This is a genomic window from Microbispora sp. ATCC PTA-5024, assembly GCF_000511135.2.
GTDB lineage: Bacteria > Actinomycetota > Actinomycetes > Streptosporangiales > Streptosporangiaceae > Microbispora > Microbispora corallina.
In genome coordinates this window covers 1818994-1835193 of the sequence record NZ_KI866522.1, presented here as the reverse complement: position 1 = coordinate 1835193, position 16200 = coordinate 1818994, and the positions used below count along the sequence as shown (strand labels likewise).

14 protein-coding genes are annotated in these 16200 nt (G+C 73.4%); 8 read left to right on the top strand and 6 right to left on the bottom strand.

Annotation, left to right across the window (positions count from 1 at the left end; genetic code table 11):
* The 6 genes from MPTA5024_RS43300 to MPTA5024_RS08060 form a co-directional block, all read left to right on the top strand.
* Nucleotides 1–235, top strand: a 235-nt coding sequence (locus MPTA5024_RS43300) for a biotin/lipoyl-containing protein (RefSeq protein ID WP_332310602.1), incomplete at its 5' end; no start/stop codon positions are given.
* A 60-nt stretch (nt 236–295) separates the two neighbouring features.
* Complete coding sequence (locus tag MPTA5024_RS08080; RefSeq protein WP_063794634.1) at nt 296–1762, top strand: FAD-binding protein; 1467 nt, start codon at nt 296–298, stop codon at nt 1760–1762.
* Nucleotides 1763–1884: 122 nt separating this feature from the next.
* Nucleotides 1885–2532, top strand: coding sequence for a (d)CMP kinase (gene cmk, locus MPTA5024_RS08075; RefSeq protein ID WP_051458064.1), 648 nt, complete (start codon nt 1885–1887; stop codon nt 2530–2532).
* A gap of 103 nt (nt 2533–2635) precedes the next feature.
* Entirely contained in the window at nt 2636–4063 is a 1428-nt protein-coding gene (gene der / locus MPTA5024_RS08070) for a ribosome biogenesis GTPase Der (protein WP_084369498.1), read from the top strand.
* A 90-nt stretch (nt 4064–4153) separates the two neighbouring features.
* Nucleotides 4154–5401, top strand: coding sequence for a sensor histidine kinase (locus tag MPTA5024_RS08065; RefSeq protein WP_051458062.1), 1248 nt, complete (start codon nt 4154–4156; stop codon nt 5399–5401).
* Complete coding sequence (locus MPTA5024_RS08060; RefSeq protein ID WP_036321186.1) at nt 5392–6039, top strand: response regulator transcription factor; 648 nt, start codon at nt 5392–5394, stop codon at nt 6037–6039. Before MPTA5024_RS08065 ends, MPTA5024_RS08060 begins: the two co-directional genes overlap by 10 nt.
* A gap of 31 nt (nt 6040–6070) precedes the next feature.
* Here MPTA5024_RS08060 and MPTA5024_RS08055 read toward each other — a convergent pair whose 3' ends face one another.
* The 3 genes from MPTA5024_RS08055 to MPTA5024_RS08045 all read right to left on the bottom strand — a co-directional run bounded on the left by MPTA5024_RS08055 (nt 6071) and on the right by MPTA5024_RS08045 (nt 8960).
* On the bottom strand, nt 6071–7702 hold the full coding sequence (locus MPTA5024_RS08055) for an MFS transporter (protein ID WP_036321184.1): 1632 nt from the start codon (nt 7700–7702) through the stop codon (nt 6071–6073).
* A complete protein-coding gene (locus tag MPTA5024_RS08050) occupies nt 7699–8355 on the bottom strand; it encodes an LppX_LprAFG lipoprotein (RefSeq protein WP_036321183.1) in 657 nt (218 codons plus the stop codon). The genes MPTA5024_RS08055 and MPTA5024_RS08050 overlap by 4 nt, the downstream gene beginning before the upstream one ends.
* 137 nt (nt 8356–8492) lie before the next feature.
* A complete protein-coding gene (locus tag MPTA5024_RS08045) occupies nt 8493–8960 on the bottom strand; it encodes a MarR family winged helix-turn-helix transcriptional regulator (RefSeq protein ID WP_036323615.1) in 468 nt (155 codons plus the stop codon).
* A gap of 51 nt (nt 8961–9011) precedes the next feature.
* Here MPTA5024_RS08045 and MPTA5024_RS08040 point away from each other — a divergent pair, with 51 nt between their 5' ends.
* Nucleotides 9012–9953 (top strand): cation diffusion facilitator family transporter, encoded by a 942-nt coding sequence (locus MPTA5024_RS08040; RefSeq protein WP_036321181.1) that lies wholly within the window; start codon nt 9012–9014, stop codon nt 9951–9953.
* Here the strand turns inward: MPTA5024_RS08040 and MPTA5024_RS08035 are convergent.
* Complete coding sequence (locus MPTA5024_RS08035) at nt 9933–10580, bottom strand: 4'-phosphopantetheinyl transferase family protein (protein ID WP_036323612.1); 648 nt, start codon at nt 10578–10580, stop codon at nt 9933–9935. The two genes, MPTA5024_RS08040 and MPTA5024_RS08035, sit on opposite strands and share 21 nt — an antisense overlap.
* An 82-nt stretch (nt 10581–10662) precedes the next feature.
* Nucleotides 10663–12057: an aminopeptidase P family protein gene (locus tag MPTA5024_RS08030; RefSeq protein ID WP_036321179.1), complete on the bottom strand. Its 1395-nt coding sequence runs from the start codon at nt 12055–12057 to the stop codon at nt 10663–10665.
* A gap of 169 nt (nt 12058–12226) precedes the next feature.
* Here MPTA5024_RS08030 and MPTA5024_RS08025 point away from each other — a divergent pair, with 169 nt between their 5' ends.
* Nucleotides 12227–12655 (top strand): CBS domain-containing protein, encoded by a 429-nt coding sequence (locus MPTA5024_RS08025; RefSeq protein ID WP_036323608.1) that lies wholly within the window; start codon nt 12227–12229, stop codon nt 12653–12655.
* Nucleotides 12656–12709: 54 nt separating this feature from the next.
* On the opposite strand, the gene MPTA5024_RS44190 is transcribed toward MPTA5024_RS08025, so the two are convergent.
* Nucleotides 12710–16042 (bottom strand): S8 family serine peptidase, encoded by a 3333-nt coding sequence (locus MPTA5024_RS44190; protein WP_036321178.1) that lies wholly within the window; start codon nt 16040–16042, stop codon nt 12710–12712.
* Nucleotides 16043–16200 lie beyond the last annotated feature (158 nt).

The window sequence follows — 16200 nt, the reverse complement described above, 5'->3', positions numbered from 1 at the left end:
CCGCGGGGCCCCGGCGGCCGAGGGCGCGGTCGTGAGCCCCATGCAGGGCACGATCGTGAAGATCCTCAAGGAGGACGGCGAGGCGGCCGAGGAGGGGGAGCTGCTGTTCGTCCTGGAGGCCATGAAGATGGAGCAGCCGCTGTTCGCGCACCGGGCGGGCCGGGTCGCGGGGCTGGCCGTGAAGGTGGGCCAGGCCGTCGCCAACGGCGAAGTCCTGTGCACGCTGGACGTGTGATCCGCAATGTCACGAAAGGCGCGTTGTTCCGGCTTCGGGGCGATCACTAGCGTCCCAGATGTGGTTACACGACGACGATTTCTCGGCACTCTCGGGGCGAGCGCCCTCATTGTCGGCTTCGACCCCACCACCCGGGCCTGGGCGACCGGCGCCGGCTCCCGGAGCGTCCAGCGGATCCCCCATCTGGACGGCGTCCTGCTCACCGACCTCCCCACCCGGCAGGCCGACGGCCGCGACCTCGGCAGGATCGTCAGCCGCCTGCCGCGCGCGGTCCTGCGGCCCGGCTCCGTCCGCGACGTGCAGAAGATGATCGCCTTCTGCCGCGAGCACCGCATCCCGGTGGCCACCCGCGGCCAGGGGCACTCCACCCACGGCCAGGGCCTCACCGACGGCCTCATCATCGAGAACCGGTCGCTGGCCGCGATCCACTCGGTCGGCGCCGACTCCATCAGCGTCGACTCCGGCGTGCTGTGGCGGGAGGCGGCCCACGCGGCCGCCGCCCGCGGGCTCACGCCGCCGCTGTTCACCACGTACGTCGGGCTGTCGGTCGGCGGCACACTGTCGGTCGGCGGCTTCCCCGCGCAGAACGAGCTGGGCCTGCAGATCGACCACGTCCGGGAGCTGGACGTGGTCACCGGCGACGGCCGGCTTCACCGGTGCTCCCCCGACAGGGAGCGCGACCTGTTCGAGGTGATGCTGGGCGGCCTCGGCCAGTGCGGCGTGATCACCCGGGCCACGATCGACCTGGTGCCCGCCCGCGGGCTGGCCCGCAACTACCTGCTGCAGTACCCCACCACCGACACCGCCCGCGTCTGGGCCGATTTGCACGTGCTGCTGGAGCGGCGGGAGCTCGACGGCGCCTACATCCTGATGTTCGCGCCCGACGGCAAGACTGTCGTCTACCAGCTCAACGGCGTCGTCTTCTACGACGCCGGCCGGGCGCCGGACGACGGGCGCCTGCTGCGCGGGCTGAGCGTGCCCGCCTCCTCGGCCGCCGTGGTCGACTCCACCTACCTGGAGTGGGTCGAGCGGTACGACCGGGTCATCGACGGCTGGCGGCGCCAGTACGCCTGGGACGACCTGCTCAAGCCCTGGTTCGACGTGATCCTCCCGGGCGAGACGGCCCAGGGCTACGTCTCCGAGGTGGTGCCGACGCTCACGGCCCGCGACTTCGGCCCGCCCACCGGCATCGGCTTCGTCTTCCCCCAGCGGCGGTCGAAGCTGACCCGGCCCTTCTTCCGCGTCCCGCCGGGGGACAGCGAGTTCGTCTACCTGTTCGACGTCCTCACCTCCTCCCCGGCCCCCGGGCCCGACCCCGCCTTCGCCGCCGAGATGCTCGACCGCAACCGGCGCCTGTACGACAAGGCCAGAGCGCTCGGCGGCACCCGCTACCCCATCGGCTCCCTCGACTTCACCGGGGACGACTGGCGGGCCCAGTACGGCGAGCGCTGGCCCGACCTGCTGCGCCGTAAGGCCAGGTACGACCCCGGCCGCATCCTGACCCCCGGGCCGGGGATCTTCTCCTGACCGTACCCGGCCCGGCCGCCGATGCCCGGCCGCGTCCCGACTCCCGGTAGCCTCAAGGGCGACAGCTCGAAGGCGGGCGCGCAGGGAGAAGGAGACAGCCGGTGTCAGGTCTGGTCGTCGCCATGGACGGTCCCTCGGGGTCGGGCAAGTCGAGCGCGTCGCGCGGCGTCGCCCGGGCGCTCGGCCTGCGATACCTCGACACGGGCGCGATGTACCGCGCCGTGACGTGGTGGATGCTCCAGCGGGGCGTCGACCTCGCCGACGCCGCGACGATCGCGGCGCGGGCGGGTGAGCCGGCGCTCACGGTGGGCACCGACCCCGACTCCCCGGGCATCGCCGTCGACGGCGCCGACGTCTCCGGACCCATCCGCGGCTCGGAGGTGACCGGCGCCGTCTCCGCGGTGAGCGCGGTCCCCGAGGTGCGCAGGCGGCTCGTGGACCTCCAGCGCGAGATCATCGCCGCGGCCCTCCCGTCCGGGGGGATCGTCGTGGAGGGACGCGACATCGGCACCGTGGTCGCCCCGGACGCGCCGGTCAAGGTGTACCTGACGGCCAGCGCCGAGGCCCGCGCCGTCCGCCGTACGGCCGAGCTCGCCGGGACCACGGTGGAGGCGCAGCGGGCCGCGATGGCGCGGCGCGACGCCTTCGACTCGACCCGCACGATCGACCCCCTCGCCAGGGCCGCCGACGCCGTGGAGCTGGACACCACCCCGCTCGACCTCGACGAGGTGATCGCCGAGGTGCTGCGGCTGGTGAAGGAGCGGACCTGACGCCTCCGGGCGTACGGCCAGGGCGCCGGCGGGCCCGCGGACCAGCGGGACGGCCGACCGGCGCCGGGAGACCGGCGGGACGCCGGGAAAGAGGAAGCAGCCGATGAGGCAGGGTGTGGACGTGGCGGGGGACTACGACGACGACGCGGGCTGGATCGAGGCCGAGCTCGCGGATCTGGGCGGCGACGAGGCCGAGCAGGAGCCGGACGCGGGGCCGCTCCCGGTCGTCGCGGTGGTCGGGCGCCCCAACGTGGGCAAGTCGACGCTGGTGAACCGGATCATCGGCCGCCGCGAGGCGGTCGTCGAGGACGTCCCGGGCGTGACCCGCGACCGCGTCACCTACGAGGCCACCTGGCGGGGCCGCCGGTTCACGCTGGTCGACACCGGCGGGTGGGACCCGGACGCCACGGGGATGGCGCTGCGCATCGCCGAGCAGGCGCAGATCGCGGCCGAGCTGGCCGACGTGATCCTTTTCGTGGTCGACGCGAGCGTCGGCGTGACCGACTCCGACGAGGCCGTGGGCGCCGTGCTGCGCCGGGCCGGCAAGCCGGTGGTGCTGGCCGCCAACAAGGTCGACAACCAGCAGATGGAGCTGGAGGCGACCGGGCTGTGGTCCCTCGGGCTGGGCGAGCCGTACCCCGTCTCCGCCCTGCACGGCCGGGCCAGCGGCGACCTGCTCGACATCGTGCTGGACGCGCTGCCCGAGACGCCGCCGCAGACGTTCGGCGCGCGCGGCGGCCCGCGCAGGATCGCCCTGCTGGGCAAGCCCAACGTGGGCAAGTCGTCGCTGCTCAACCGGCTGGCGGGGGAGGAGCGGGTGCTCGTGGACCCGGTCGCGGGCACCACCCGCGACCCGGTCGACGAGCTGATCGACCTGGGCGGCCGGACGTACCGCTTCGTCGACACCGCCGGCATCCGCCGCCGCGACCGGGAGCTCAAGGGCGCCGACTTCTACGCCGCCATGCGCACCCGCGCGGCCCTGGAGCGGTCGGAGGTCGCGGTCGTGCTGATCGACGCCTCGGAGGTGCTGACCGAGCAGGACCTGCGGATCATCGGCCTGGTGATCGAGTCCGGCCGGGCCATGGTCGTCGCGTTCAACAAGTGGGACCTGGTCGACGAGGACCGGCGCCACTACCTGGAGAAGGAGATCGACCGCCAGCTCGTCCGCACGCCGTGGGCGCTGCGCGTCAACATCTCCGCCAAGACCGGGCGCCACGTCGAGAAGCTGGCCCCGGCGATCGAGCGGGCCCTGGAGTCGTGGGGCACCCGGGTGCCGACGTCCCGGCTCAACCAGTTCTTCACCGAGCTGGTGCAGGCCACCCCGCCGCCGGTGCGCGGCGGCAGGCAGCCCAAGATCCTGTTCGCCACCGAGGCGTCGGTCGAGCCGCCCAAGTTCGTGCTGTTCACCTCGGGCTTCCTGGAGGAGACCTACCGCCGCTTCATCGAGCGGCGGATCCGCGAGGAGTTCGGCTTCGCCGGCTCGCCGATCGAGGTCACCATGAAGATCCGCGAGAAGCGCAAGAAGAAGTAGCGGACACCCCCGGTGGTAGGGCCTGCCCTACCACCGGGACTGCCGTCGGCGGGATCGATCGGCGGGCCGCCGCTCAATACCGTGGACGACATGAGACGACTGCTGCCCCGCCTGGCCGGTGACACGGCCTACCTGCTCGTCGGGTTCCCCCTGGCGACCGTCACGTTCTGCCTCGTCGTGGCCGGCCTGTCGGCGGGCGCCGGGACGCTGGTCGTCTGGATCGGCGTGCCGATCCTCGCCCTCACCCTGCTCGTCGCGCGCGGCATGGGCGAAGTCGAGCGGGCCCGCATCCGCGCCGTCCTCGGCGTCGACACGGTCCGGCCGCGGTACCCGCGGTCCCCGGACGGCGCGAGGTGGTTCCGGCGGATGCTCACGCCGCTGGCCGGGGGGCAGCCCTGGCTCGACGCCCTGCACGCCCTCGTGGTCTTCCCCGTCGCCGTCGCCACGTTCTGCGTGGCCGTGACCTGGTGGGCGACGACCGTCTCCGCGCTGACCTACCCCCTGTACGGGTGGATCTTCTCGAACATCCCCGGCAACCACGGCCTGCCCGAGCTGCTCGGGCTCGGCCGGGGGTACCTGATCGACAGCGTCTTCTACGTCGCGATGGGCATTGTGGCCGCGCTCACGCTCTACCCGGTCGTCCGGGCCTGCGCGGTGCTGCAGGCGTCGCTGGGCAAGGCGCTGCTGACCGGCGTGGCCCAGCTCCAGGAGCGGATCGAGGACCTGACCGAGGGCCGCAACGCCGCCGCCCACGCCGAGGCCAACGCCCTGCGCCGGCTGGAGCGCGACATCCACGACGGGCCCCAGCAGCGGCTGGTGCACCTCGCCATGGAGCTGTCGCGGGCCCAGCGCGAGCTGGAGCGGGACGCCTCGGCGGCGCACGCGACGATCGGGCAGGCCATCACCGCGACCCGGGAGACGCTGGACGAGCTGCGGGCGCTGTCGCGCGGCATCGCGCCGCCCATCCTGGCCGACCGCGGCCTCGCCCCCGCCCTCGCCGCGCTCGCGGGCCGCTGCACGGTCCCGGTCGAGCTGGACGTCCAGACCGCGGAGCGCTACCCCGCGCTGATCGAGAACACCGTGTACTTCGTGACGGCCGAGGCGCTGACCAACGTCGCCAAGCACAGCCGGGCGACCTCCTGCTGGGTCACGCTCACCAGGATCGGCGACAGCCTGCTGCTCACGATCGGCGATGATGGAGTCGGCGGCGCGCACGTCGCCAAGGGACACGGGCTCTCCGGCCTGGCCGACCGGCTGCGGGCGGTCGAGGGAGAGCTGGCGGTGAGCTCGCCGTCGGGCGGGCCCACGATGATCACGGCGGAGGTTCCGTGCGCGTAGTGGTGGCCGACGACGCCGTCCTGATCCGGGAGGGCCTCGTCCGCCTGCTGGAGGAGTTCGGCTGCGAGGTCGTGGCCACGGCCGGCACCGGGGACGACCTGGTCGACGCCGTCGTCGCGCACCGGCCCGACGTGTCCGTGGTCGACGTGCGGATGCCGCCCACGTTCACCGACGAGGGCCTGCGGGCCGCGGTCGAGGCCAGGGAGAAGGTCCCGGGGGCGCCCGTGCTGATCCTCTCGCAGTACGTCGAGGTCTCCTACGCCGACGACCTGCTGGCCGACGCCCGCGGAGCGGTGGGGTACCTGCTCAAGGACCGCGTGGTGGACGTCGAGGAGTTCATGGAGGGGCTGCGCCGCGTCTCCGGCGGCGGCACCGTCTTCGACCCCCAGGTCGTCGCGCAGCTCATGGTCCGCCGGCGGCGGGACGACCCGCTCGCCTCGCTGACCCCGCGCGAGCGGGAGGTGCTCGGGCTCATGGCCGAGGGCCGGTCGAACCCGGCGATCAGCCGCCGCCTCGTCGTCACCGAGGGCGCGGTCGAAAAGCACATCCGCAGCATCTTCGCCAAGCTCGGGCTGCACGCCGAGGACGGCGACCAGCACCGCCGGGTCCTGGCCGTGCTGGCCTACCTGCGCTCCTGACCGTTCAGGCGCCGTCCTGCGCTCCTGACCGTCAGGCGCCGTCGCGTTCGGCCACCCGCGCGGAGGCCGCGACCCCGCGGCTCACACCCCGGGCCACCGGGAGCGTGAGGGCCGCCGCCGCTCCCACCAGGCACAGGACCGAGGTGATCAGGAAGATCTCGGTGTACTCGCTGTGCAGGGCCGCCGTGACCTGGCGGGTGTACGCGGCGAGCCGCCGGGCGTACTCGGCCGCGTCCACGCCGAACGGCAGCGGCGTGTCGAGGTGGGCGGTGAGCGACTGGAACCGGTGGAACCCCCAGGCCGACAGCGCGGACACCCCGAGCAGCATGCCCATCATCCGCGCCACCACGACCGCCGCGGAGGCCACGCCGTGCTGGGCGGCGGGCACGACCCGCAGGGCCGCCGACGAGACCGGGGCGACGACCAGGCCCAGCCCGAGCCCGGCGACGACGAGGTCGAGGTCGATCCGCAGGCCGGCCGACGCCGGGTCGAGCGGCCAGCGCGAGATCATCAGGTAGCCGATGGCGGCCACGGCCATGCCGGCCGCGGCGACCGCCCGCTCCCCGAACCGCCGGGCCGCCACCCCGCCCAGGAACGCCGCCACGGCGAGCGCCAGGAGGAAGCGGGTGAGGACCAGGGCGCCGCCGACGGCGTCCTTCCCCATGAGCGTCTGCGCGGCCAGCTGTACGTCGACCAGCGTGACCAGCAGGGCCGCCCCGGCGAGCAGGCTCACCGCGAGCGTCCCGAGCAGCGGCCGCCGGGGGACGCCGGTCAAGTCGAGCAGGCGCACCGGCGAGCGGACCTCCCACACCGCGAACAGGATCCCCGCGACGACCCCCGCGACGAGGCAGGGCGGTCCCCAGGCCGGCAGCACCGCGCGGTCGGGCGAGGGGTTGTACAGCCCGGCCACGAGCAGGCCGAGGGTGAGCGCGAGCAGCACGCCGCCGCCGAGGTCCACCCCGTCCCGCCCGGCGGGACCGCCGCCGGGGTCCACCCCGTCCCGCCCGGCGGGACCGCCGCCGGGGTCCACCCCGTTCCGCGTGGTGGCGCCGCCTCCGACGTCCGGCGGTCTTCCGTCCGTCGCGGCGTCCGGTTCGCGGGGGACGGCCCACTGGACGGCCACGGCGGCGGCGAGGGCGAGCGGCAGGTTGATCCAGAAGATCCCGCGCCAGCCGGCGACGGCGGCGATCCCCGCCCCGTACAGCGGGCCGAGCACGCTGCCGAGCTCCTGGGCGGCGCCGACCGCGCCGAGCGCCACAGGACGGGCGCGCTCGTCCCACAGGTCGCCGACGAGCGCCATCGTGATCGGCAGCAGCGCCCCTCCGGCGATCCCCTGGAGCGTACGGCCGGCCGTCAGCGCGGGGACGCTCCCGGCCAGCGCGGTGACGAGCGACCCCGCGGCGAACCCGGCCAGGCACGCGTGGATCAGCGGCCTCCTGCCGTAGCGGTCGGACAGGCGGCCGAGCAGCGGCATCGCGGCCACGTACCCGAGCAGGAACCCGGTGACGACGGGCGTGGCGCGTTCGAGGTGGTTGAGCGGGACGCCCACGTCCTGCGCGACGTCCACGAGCACGGTGACGACCACGTACGCGTCGAGCGCGGCCAGCAGCACCGCCGCGCCGCCGGCGCCGAGCGCGACCCTCCTGCCGAGCGAGGCGGTCACGACGGGCTGGAGGAGGGGACGGCGATGGTCACGGGCGCGTCGTAGTCGCCCAGGGTCACGACGACCGAGCCGCCGCTGAGGGGAAGGTCGATCTTGAGCAGCCGGCTGGTGGCCTTGTCGACCCAGAGCGTCCCGTTGACGCCCTGCTGCACGCCGGGGATGAGCTTCGCCAGCGTTTGCTGGGCCAGCGTCACCGCCACGCGGTACGCGTCGGACCCGCCCACCTTCTCCACGCCCTCGGTGCGGGCGTCCTTCGCGGTGGCCAGCAGCTCCGGCACGCCGGTCAGCACGGCCGACGGGTCGTAGAGCGCGGTCAGCTGCTGCCGGGTCATCGTCTGGAAACCGCCGGTCGGGCCCTTGAACCGCACCGTGTCGCCGGACACCACGAACTCGAACTCCTGCAGGCCGGCGATCTCGATCTGCAGCGTGCCCTTGGCGTCGCCCGCACGGGTGAGGCTGCCCTCGGCGTGGCGGACGGGCACGGCGGGCCGGTCCTTGGTGTCGATGGTGAAGGCGACGGTCTTCACCGCCCGCATCGCGTCGGCCGACTTCTTCAGCAGGTCGGGCCCGCCGGGGAGGGCCGCCCCGCCGGTCGAGGTGCAGGCCGTCAGAAGCAGGAGAGCGGCTGCGACCAGCCCGGCGATTGTTCTCACATGGCGGATCGTAGCGAGCGGCCCCGACAGGCACGCGGATCCATGCGTATCGGTTCGGCCCCCTTCTGAGGGGCCGCGGGCCGCCCCGGCACGTCGCGCCACGCGGCCTGCGGCCGCGCGCCCGTGCGTCCCGGCGCTCAGCGCGGCGAGCGTACGGACTGGAGGTGGTTCACCACGGGAGTGTAGATCTCGTCGAGCAGGGCAATCTGCTCGGGCGTGAGGAGGTCGATGAAATGCCGGCGGACACTGACCACGTGGTCGGGGGCCACCTTCTGGATGGTCTCCCAGCCGCGGCCGGTGAGGACGGCGAACGTGCCGCGCCTGTCGTCCTCGCAGTTCTCCCGCACCACCAGGCCGGCCGCCTCCATGCGCGAGATCTGGTGGGACAGCCTGCTGCGGGACTGGATGGTGGCGTCGGCCAGCTCGCTCATCCGCATCCGGTGCTCCGGGCTCTCCGAGAGGTTCACCAGGATCTCGTAGTCGTTGAGGGACAGGCCGCTGCCCTGCAGGTCGCGGTCGAGCTGATAGAAGAGCAGCCGGTGCGCGGCGAGGTGTGCCCTCCACGCGCGCTGCTCCTGCGGGCTTAGCCAGCGGGGGTCTTCCATGACGACCAGCATAAGATCGCACGAGGCGGGGCGGAGCGGACGGGAGTGCCGATGAGCGCGGACGAAGGCGGCGAGAGCGTCGGCACTGTGGTGGTCGCGGGTGCGGCCAACCTCCTGATCGCCCTGGCCAAGCTGGTCGCGGGCCTGCTCAGCTCGTCGTCGGCGATGCTCTCGGAGGCCGCCCACTCGGCGGCCGACACCGCGACCGAGGTGCTGCTGTTCACCGCGATCCGGCAGGGCGGGCGGCCCGCCGACCGGCGGCATCCCCTGGGGCACGGCCGGGCCAGCTACTTATGGGCGATCGTGGCCGCCTGCTTCACGCTCGTCGTGGGCGCCGGGTTCTCGCTCACGCACGGCTGGCAGACCATCGTCCACGGCGAGGAGCTGGGCGACATCCTGGTCTCCTACATCGTGCTGGCGGTGTCGTTCGCGATCGAGTCGGTCTCCCTCTGGAAGGGCCTGTCACAGCTGCGCGGCGAGGCCCGCCGGTGGCGGGTCAGCTCGCGCGACCTGCTCGCCCGGACGTCCGACACCATGCTCAAGGCGGTCGTGCTGGAGGACGTCGCTGCCCTCGCCGGCATCGCCGTCGCGGCGCTCGGGCTCGTCCTGTCCCAGCTCACCGGCTCGGCGGTGTGGGACGGCGCGGCCTCCATCGTCATCGGCCTGCTGCTGCTCGGGGTGGCCCTCAGCCTGATCAGGACCAACGCGTCCCTGCTGATCGGCCAGGCCGCGCCGAAGATCCTTGAGGAGGAGATCCTTGCCGAGCTCAACGGGCAGCCGGAGGTCGAGGGCGTGGTCGACCTCGTCACGGTCATGATGGGCCCCGGCCAGGTCATGGTCGCCGCCAAGATCGACTTCCTGGACGAGACGACCGGCGAGCGGCTGGAGCTCGCCTCCGACCAGGTGGAGCGGCGCCTGACCGAGCGGTTCCCCGAGATCAAGCAGGTGTTCCTCGACCCGACCCCGGGCCGGTCACCCGCCAAGGAGGCGTAGCTCGGCCGGCTCGTCGGTGACGGCGGCGGCGATGACCGTGCCGGCCGCCCACTCGGTGAAGTGGCGGCCCTCCCACTCCAGCGTCCCCGCCGGCGCGCCGTCCAGGGGGAGCACGGACAGGTCCGCCTCGCGCAGCCGGTCGAGCGTGAGCTCGCCCCGCTTCACCAGCGCCTCCTTGCGCACCCACTGGCGGATCAGCCTGCTGTTGTCGTCGCCCACCAGCGTCGCCTCGGCGGGGGTCAGCGCGAGCGTCTTCAGGTTGTGGTCGGCCGGGCCGGTTGTGGCGTGCTCGGCGTCGACCCCGACCCGCCCGGCCCCGGCGACCGCGCACACGTATCCGGAGGTGTGGGCGAGGCTGATCGACACCTCGGGCGCCTCGGCCAGCCACGGCCGCCCGTGGCCCTGGCCGCACCGCTCGCACCGCTGCACCACGGTCAGCACGCACGCCTGCGAGCCGAGGAGCTCGGCGGCGCAGTGGCGTACGAGGAGGTGCGCGGCGACGAAGTCGAGGCGGTCCCGCTTGCGGGTGAACCGCTCGGCCCGCCGGTGCTCCTCCTCGGTGAGGGTGCCGCCGACGACGTCGAGCACCTCGTCGGTGTAGCCGGCCACGGCGAGCGGGGGGCGCACGCTGCCCACGATAGGGGAGCGATGTGACGATCAAGTGAACTGCCCCCCCGCCGAGCCGGGCCTCGTCCAGGCCCGACGAGGTTCAGCCGGCGAGGGCGGCCATCCAGGACTCGACCTCGTCCGGGTGGCGGGGGAGCCCGGACGACATCAGGCGGGCGCCCTCGGCCGTGACCACCAGGTCGTCCTCGATGCGCACGCCGATCCCGCGCAGCTCCGGCGGGAGCGTCAGGTCGTCGGGCTGGAGGTACAGGCCCGGCTCAACGGTGAGCACCTGCCCCTCCTCCAGCACGCCGTCGAGGTACGTCCCGGCGCGCGCCCGGGCGCAGTCGTGCACGTCGAGGCCGAGCATGTGGCCGCTGCTGCACAGGGTGTACCGGCGGTGGAGGCCCGCGTCGGCCTGGGCCCGGGTCAGCAGCCCCCAGTCGACCAGGCCGTCGCCGATGACCCGCATGGCGGTCTCGTGGAACTCACGGAAGCGCGCCCCCGGCCGCAGGACGCCGATGGCGGCGCTCTGCGCCTCGTACACCAGCTCGTAGACCTGCCGCTGCACCGGAGAGTACGCGCCGGACAGCGGCAGCGTGCGCGTCACGTCGGCCGTGTAGAGGTTGTCGCCCTCCACCCCCGCGTCCAGCAGCAGGAGGTCGGCGGCGTCGAGCCGGCCGTCGTTGCGGATCCAGTGCAGCACGCAGGCGTGGGCGCCGGAGGCCACGATCGACTGGTAGCCGACCGCGTTGCCCTCCAGGCGGGAGCGCAGCCCGAAGACCCCCTCGACGTACCGCTCGCCCCGCGGGTGGGCGAGCGCCGCGGGCAGCGCCCGCACGACGTCCTCGAAGCCGCGGACGGTGGCGTCGACGGCGCGCTGCAGTTCCGCGGCCTCCCACTCGTCCTTGACCAGCCGCAGCTCCGACAGGGCCGCGGCGAGCTCGGCGTCGGCCGTGCCGGACGGGGGCACCAGCGCGTCGACCGAGGGGTCGACGCCGCGCAGCACCCGGGCCGGGCCGGTCAGCGCGTCGGGCAGCCGGTCGATGTGGACGCACTCGATCTGGTGCAGGGCCTCGGCCTCGGCCAGGTCGGGGCGGTGCCCCACCCAGAACTCGCCGTACCGGCGGTCGCGGTAGAACTCCTGCCCCTCGGAACGGGGCGGGCGGGGACGCAGGAACAGCCGGGCGGCGCCGGAGGGCTCGATCACGAGCACGCAGTCAGGCTGCTGTCCGCCGGTGAGGTGGGCGAACGCGCTGTGCGCCCGGAAGCGGTGGTCGTCGTCGTTGCTCCGGGCCACCAGGACGCCGGAGGGGACGACGAGCCGCTCGCCGGGGAAGCGCTCGGCGAGCCGGGCCCGCCGCTTGGCCGCGTACGCGGCGACGGGGAGGGGCTCGGGATCGGTCCCCGCCGCGGGACCCCAGCCCGTGCGCATGAACTCCGCGAGCTCGTCGCTGATCGGCAGATCGTGACTCCCGGTGTTCAGCTTCTCCGTCATCGGCCATCCCGTTCCCAAGGCTGCAGCGTTATTTCACATGCTAGGGGTGAGGCACTTGACGGGCCACGACGACCGCTGTTGCCTGGGGAAACAGGCTTATGCCGCTCCAGCCGGCCGGTCGGAGCGGGAGACGGGGATCTCCCCCGGGTGCCCCTGGAAGGCGGTGTCGATGCTCATCGGTACGATCTTGCAGAACAAGGGAACCGGCGTGGCGACCGTGCGCCCGCACGCGACGGTGACCCAGCTCCTCGCCGCGCTGGCCGAGCTCAACATCGGCGCGGTGGTGGTGTCGGAGGACGGGCTGACCATCGACGGCATCGTGTCCGAGCGCGACGTGGTGCGGCGGCTGCACGAGCGCGGCGCCCGCGTCCTGAACGAGCCGGTGTCCTCGATCATGACCTCCGAGGTGCGGACCTGCTCCCCGGACGCGAACGTCGAGGAGTTGCGCCGCACGATGACGAACCACCGGGTCAGGCACGTGCCCGTCGTCAGGGACGGCCGCCTGGTCGGCATCGTCAGCATCGGCGACGTGGTGAAGAGCGCGATCGAGGAACTGGAGACGGAGAAGGAGGCCCTGGTCGGCTACCTCCACGGCTGACCGGCGACGAGAAGGGGCCCGGCGGGCGAACCCGCCGGGCCCCTCGCGCGCCGTCTACTTGACGGTGATCCGGTCGACCTCGACCGTGATGCCCTTCACCTGGGGGGTGGAGGTGCCGGTCGTGACCGTGCCGGTGCCCGGGGACACGCCCTTCACCGTGAAGGAGTAGCTGAGCGTGCCGCCGGGGGCGCCCGGCGTGCTGGCGATCCGGTAGTCCTGCATCGGCGGGCCGCTGATCTGGCTGCCGGCGGTGCCCTCGGCGTTCTCGGCGCCGACCGTCAGACCGTACGCCGCCCCGGGGTCGCCCGGCAGGTGGCCGGGGTCGTAGGCGTACGAGATGTCCTCGGCGCCGTTGAGACCGATCCACTGCTGGAAGACCTTCAGGTCGCTGGTGCCGTACAGGTAGACGTGCCACTCGACGACGAGCCAGCGGTTCACGCCGTCGCTCAGGGTGCCGACGTAGACGCCGGGCGCGCCGGCGCCGTTCAGGTCGGTCCAGTACGTCGCGAGGACGCCGTTCGGCGGCGCCGCGTCGGGCAGCGTCTGCGGCGCGAACTGGATGTCGGCGTTGCCGTTGGTGCCGCCGGCCACCGTGTAGCCGTCGGAGACGACGCCGATCCTGGTGAACGTGCGGCCCGCGTAGGTGAACGCCGGGACGTTGTAGTTCAGCGCCTCCTCGTCCCCGATGGGCGTCGGCGCGATGCCGAAGTCGGCCAGCGAGAGCCATCCGCCGGCCGGGTTGGCGCCCGGCGCGATCGACGGCTTGTCCGGCTGCCGCGCGGCGAGGGTCGTGCGCGCCGTCACGATCTGGGTGCCGACCCGGGTCGCCCCGGTGGCCGCGGTCGCCCGGAGCTTGGCGTCGAGCACGGTCGCCGCGGTGACGTCGGCGTCCTCCAGGGTGGTGTTCTGGACGTTCACCACGCAGGTGGACTGGCCGGTGTTGCGGGCGATCGTCGCCGGCGTGCAGGTCTGGTCGATCGGCACCGCGCCCTCACGCCGGTAGAACGCCACCGGCAGGTGCTGCTGGCGCGAGCCGCCGACCTGCTTGAGGTCGACCTGGCCGAAGTACTGCCCCTCGGGCAGGTCGGGGGCGGTGATCACGACCGAGACCGTGACGCTCTTGCCGGGCTTCACCGTGAACAGCGGCGGAAGCACGGTGATGTTCGCCCCGCTGACGGTCGTCCCGGTCGCCGCGTACGTGAGCGAACCGCTGGTCGCGTTGACGAACGTGCGCTTCGCGGTGATCACGCCCGGCATGATCGGGGCGTTGACCGACGGGACGTTCAGGTCGATCCGGTTGAGCGGGTCGGCCGCCGAGGCGGCGTAGTCCGCGGCCGTCTCGTCGAGGGTCAGCCCCGCGTCCCCGGCCTTGGACAGGTCGATCCGCCCGCCGCCGTAGTCGAACGGGTCGGCGGGGGTGGTGCGGTCGGGCTTGACGACCTTGGTCGTGGCGGTCGTCTCCAGCGCCGACTTCACCTGGCCGGGCGTCCACGACGGGTGCAGCGCGAACAGCAGCGCGGCGGCGCCCGCGACGTGCGGCGACGACATCGAGGTGCCCGCGATGGCCTGGTACAGGTTCCCCGGCGGGCCCTCCAGCTCGGACTCCGTGGTCGGGGTCTGCCCGGCGAGGATGTGCAGTCCGGGAGCCGTGACGTCCGGCTTGAGGAAGTCGCCGCCCGGCCCACGGGAGGAGAACGTGGTCATCACGTCGCCCTGCCAGGTCGCCTTCTCGCCCTGCGTGAACGTGGCCGTCGCGCCCGGGTGGGAGGCGAGGAAGCTCAGCAGGACGTCGGTCTCCGGCTTGTCGATGTGCACGGCCGGCAGCCAGTGGTTGTCGGTCATGATGTCGAGCGGCGTGGCGTTGTACAAGATCATGCCCGCCGCGCCGCCCTTCTTGACCTGCGCGCCCTTGAGCACCCGGTTCGGGCCGCGCTGGCAGGCGACGATCTTGCCGGCGAACAGCCCGGCCGGCGGCGTGTTGACGCACAGCGGGTCGCTGTACGGCGGGTCGGAGGCGAGCACCACGGGCAGCGGCGTCGAGATCCCCTGCGTGATCGACGCGCCCTTGATCGACGGTCCGCCGGTCAGCGTGATCGTCGACTGGAACGTCCGCGCCTGCGTGGAGGCCGCCACCGTGGTGACCCAGGGGCCGCGGTGGTCGGTCGTACCGGCGTCCGGGCCCGAGTTGCCGGCCGAGGCCGACACGAACACGCCCGCGGCGTACGCGTCGAGGAACGCCAGCTCCACCGGGTCGCTGTACGGGTCGGCGCCGCCGGAGATCGAGAAGTTGATCACCCGTACGCCGTCCGCGATGGCCTGGGCGACCGCCGCGACCGAGTCGGACTGGTAGCAGCCCTCCGCGCCGCAGACCTTGTAGACGGCGACGTGCGCGGCGGGCGCGATGCCGTGGATCGGGCCGCGGTCGATACCGAGCGGGTTGGCGTGGTCGGCCGGGCCGCCGGCCGAGGTCGTGGCCGTGTGCGTGCCGTGCCCGTTGGAGTCGCGGGCGCTGTCGGGGTACATGTCGCCGCCCACCAGCGCGTTGTACGTCGCGAGGAACGGCTGGCCCGAGATCAGCTTGTGGTTGCACGGGAAGACGTCGTTCGCCTGGGTGAGCGGGTTGTCCCCGAAGTTGCAGGTCCGGGGCGTGCCGTCGGCCTTGGGCGGGGGAGCGGGCAGCGTCCCCGGGTCGTTGAACTGCGGGTGCTCCGGCCACACGCCCGAGTCGAGGATGCCGACGATGACGCCCTTGCCGGAGGAGTTCGCCCCGCCGAGGCGGTTGTAGATCGTGGGCGCGCCGATGAACTCGGGGCTGGAGTCGGTCAGCGGCTGCTCCCTGCGGTCCTCCTGCACGGCCGCCACACCGGGCAGCTTCAGCAGGTCGGCCGCCTTGTTGGCGGGCAGGGTGAGCGCCACCCCGCCGTACACCGTGCGGAGCTTCTGCCCCACACGCGCACCGGAGATCTTCTTGCCCAGCTCGCCGAGGAAGGTGTTCTCGATGCCCTCGATGTGCTTGGCGTACTTGGCCGTGTCGGCGTTCTTGAGGTCGAGCGGGCGGCCGGTGACCGAGGGGCTCGTCGCCGGCAGGCCCGACAGCCCGCCCTTGTACGCCGCCAGGGAGTCGTAGTCGAGCTTCACCATCACGGTCGTCTGGGCCGCGGAGGTGGACCTCAACAGGCCCTCGTCGCTCTTGGCGAGCTGTCCGCTGGGGGACTTGGCGCCCTGTGTCCGCTCGGCGCCCGTCAGCGCCGTCGCGGTCCACGAGCGCGAGGGGGTGGGGCTCGGGTCCGCCGCGGCGGAGCCCGCGGGGATCGTCGCGGCGATCAGGCCGAGGCCGCCGACGACGGCGGCCGCGCGTAAGTAGCGAGGCGGGGGCTTCCTTGACACGACACCCTCCCTGTAACCGGTGCGGCCTCGCCGTCCGGCGGCAGGAGGGTGCGCGCCGCCCGGAAGACGCGGGAGGACGGCGGCCCTCCCCGTGGGCGACGAGCGAACGGCCACCCGCGCCGGGTGGCCGAACCTGACAGGGAGTCTAACTGGCGACC

Coding starts and splice junctions, on each gene's coding strand:
- cmk (WP_051458064.1), top strand. CDS start 1,885: ATGGACGGTCCCTCGGGGTCGGGCAAGTCGAGCGCGTCGCGCGGCGTC.
- der (WP_084369498.1), top strand. CDS start 2,636: ATGAGGCAGGGTGTGGACGTGGCGGGGGACTACGACGACGACGCGGGC.
- MPTA5024_RS08065 (WP_051458062.1), top strand. CDS start 4,154: ATGAGACGACTGCTGCCCCGCCTGGCCGGTGACACGGCCTACCTGCTC.
- MPTA5024_RS08045 (WP_036323615.1), bottom strand. CDS start 8,960: ATGGAAGACCCCCGCTGGCTAAGCCCGCAGGAGCAGCGCGCGTGGAGG.
- MPTA5024_RS08040 (WP_036321181.1), top strand. CDS start 9,012: ATGAGCGCGGACGAAGGCGGCGAGAGCGTCGGCACTGTGGTGGTCGCG.
- MPTA5024_RS08030 (WP_036321179.1), bottom strand. CDS start 12,057: ATGACGGAGAAGCTGAACACCGGGAGTCACGATCTGCCGATCAGCGAC.
- MPTA5024_RS08025 (WP_036323608.1), top strand. CDS start 12,227: ATGCTCATCGGTACGATCTTGCAGAACAAGGGAACCGGCGTGGCGACC.